The sequence below is a fragment of the Sphingomonas sp. S-NIH.Pt3_0716 genome, assembly GCF_003950715.1.
GTDB classification, from domain to species: Bacteria; Pseudomonadota; Alphaproteobacteria; order Sphingomonadales; family Sphingomonadaceae; genus Sphingobium; species Sphingobium yanoikuyae_A.
Genome location: NZ_QLJK01000087.1, coordinates 1 through 2,468 on the forward strand (window position 1 = coordinate 1; position 2,468 = coordinate 2,468).

A 2,468-nucleotide genomic window follows, 5' to 3' on the forward strand; every position below is an offset into this window, starting at 1 on the left:
GACCGGCACGAACGAAATAACAACAGACGTAGCCAGCACGGCCCTGTCTCCGGGGGGGCGACATCATCTCGGAACGAAGGGGCGCAATCATCTCGGAAACGAGGGGCGGCTTCATCGGAATCGGCAACGCGATCATTTCACCGTGGTCAAATGGGCAGACCGAGGGCCAAATCACTCGCCTCAAGCTGATAAAACGACAGATGTATGGTCGAGCGAAGCTGGACCTGCTGCGCGCTCGCGTGGTCGGCGTATGACCATCACCAGCAGCAAAAGTGATTCAGAGCCACTTCTCGATGGAAAACCCGGGTCACTTCTCAGTGGAAATCAACAGAACATGAGCAATAGTTCATCGAACGCACACTGGTAATCCTATCCTCCTTCTGCCATTCAGCAAAAATAACTGGTCGCCATGAAGAAGGGATAAAAATGTCCGCTGAAGAAACGCTCGTCACGCTCACCGCCGATATTGTCGCTGCCCATGTCAGCAACAACAGCGTTGGGATCAATGATCTTCCTTCCCTGATCGCCAATGTGCATGGCGCTCTCGCCAGCCTGAGCGAACCTGCGGTTGCAGAAGAACTGAAGCCCGAGCCTGCGGTTTCGGTGCGCGCATCGATCAAGCCGGATTATATTGTCTGCCTAGAAGACGGGAAGAAGCTCAAGATGCTCAAGCGTCACCTGATGACCCATTATCAGATGACCCCGGCGGACTATCGCGCCAAGTGGGGCTTGCCTGCGGATTATCCGATGGTTGCACCCAACTATGCTGCGCAGCGCAAGGAACTGGCCCACAAGATCGGCCTCGGCCGCAAGCCGCGCGCGGAAGCCGCTGCCCCCGCAAAGCCGGCCCGCACCCCACGCAAGACGAAGGTCGCCGAACCGGCCTGAGCATAGCTATGCGGGGAACGGCAGAGCCGATCCCCGCATTACCCTGTTATCACGCGACCAGCGCCTCCTGCGGCGCCGCGACCATGCCCAGAACATGATCAGCCCACGCCTGCAGCATCCGTCGACGCGGCGTCAGGTAGAGGGCGCTATTATAGGCCCCACGCACATCATCACGATCGGCATGGGCCAGCGCCATCTCGATCCAGTCTGGCCGATAGCATTCCGCTTCATTGGCCCAGGTCGAGGCAAGGCCGCGGAACCCATGCACAGTCTGCCTGCCGCGATAGCCCATGCGGTAGCAGCCATAGATCATCGTATTCTGCGATATCGGTAGCGCAGGCTTATCGCCGGCAAAGACATAAGGCCCCCGGCTGTAAACCTTGACGCTGTCGAGCAAGGCGACGGCCTGCCGCGAAAGCGGCACGATATGCTCACGTCCCATCTTCATCCGTTCGGCCGGCACCCGCCAGATGGGATCAGGGCCGTCCAGCCCTTCAAACTCCTCCCATGTCGCATATCGCGTCTCATTGGTCCGCGCCCAGGTCAGGAGCGTGAACAAGAGCGCATCGCGCGTGACCGCACGCCGTCGGGGATTTTCATCGCCATCATAGGCGTCGATCGCCCGAACCAGTGCCGGCAACTCCCCTCCCCCAACCCGGGCCATATGCCGGACCCGAGGCTTGGGCCGCAGCAAGGTGGCGAGGCCAGCAGCGGGATCATGGGTGGCCCAGCCCTGCGGTATGGCAAAGAGATAGACCTGGCTTACATGCTGGCGCAGCCGACGGCTGACATCGAGGGCGCCGCGCGCCTCGACCGCCCGCAACATCGTCAGCACATCGCCTGCAGAGATGTCCTTGAGATCGCGCTGCCCGAGCGACGGAAACACATCGCGCTCCAGACGCGACAATATGCGTGCCGCATGCCCCGGCTCCAGCCCGCTCGCCCGATTGCCATGCCAGGCCCGTGCAGCCGCCTCAAAGCTCGTCACAGGCGAGAGAGCCTTGGGACCGGGATCCTCGCCCCGCGCAAGGGCGAGTTTTGCTTCAGCGCGGCGCAGCCGCGCCTCAGCAAGCGTGACCTCCGGGTAGCGCCCGAACGAGAGCAGCTTCTCTTTGCCGCCGAACCGATATTTCATGCGCCAGAGGCGCGAGCCAGTCGGACGGACTAGCAGATAGAGGCCGCCGCCATCGCCGAGCTTGTAATCCTTCGATCGCCGGCTGGCGTATCGAACCTCGAGTTCCTTGAGCGGCATAAGGGGTATCTCCTGCTGGGCACAGGCATTACCCTCCAAAACACCCCCAAAAGCAAATCGACGTCCTGGCATCAGGCGCGATCCGATGGGCGGCGCTGCGCCCCCAGGAAACGGCGCAAATCCGCCAAAAAAGGCATAAAAAAACCGCCGCGGAATGATCCGAGACGGTTTGGTCTTTTAGTATGTGGTTGCGGGAGTAGGATTTGAACCTACGACCTTCAGGTTATGAGCCTGACGAGCTACCGGGCTGCTCCATCCCGCGACACTGGGCGTTTTTGTGTGGCCCTGACATGCAAAAAGGGCGGCTTTGCGGGCCGCCCTCTTTGCG

The 2,468-nt window shown here is 60.9% G+C and carries 2 protein-coding genes and 1 tRNA gene; 1 reads left to right on the forward strand and 2 read right to left on the reverse strand.

Annotated features, from left to right (window positions below):
- The first annotated feature begins 426 nt into the window (after positions 1-426).
- Positions 427-888 carry a Ros/MucR family transcriptional regulator gene (locus BRX37_RS26060; protein WP_063977129.1) on the forward strand — a complete coding sequence of 154 codons (462 nt, stop codon included), beginning with the start codon at positions 427-429 and terminating at the stop codon, positions 886-888.
- Between the two features lie 49 nt (positions 889-937).
- Here the strand turns inward: BRX37_RS26060 and BRX37_RS26065 are convergent, their stop codons facing one another.
- Positions 938-2,140, reverse strand: coding sequence for a tyrosine-type recombinase/integrase (locus tag BRX37_RS26065; RefSeq protein WP_063977130.1), 1,203 nt, complete (start codon positions 2,138-2,140; stop codon positions 938-940).
- 185 nt (positions 2,141-2,325) lie between these two features.
- Positions 2,326-2,402 (reverse strand) — tRNA-Met (locus BRX37_RS26070).
- Positions 2,403-2,468 lie beyond the last annotated feature (66 nt).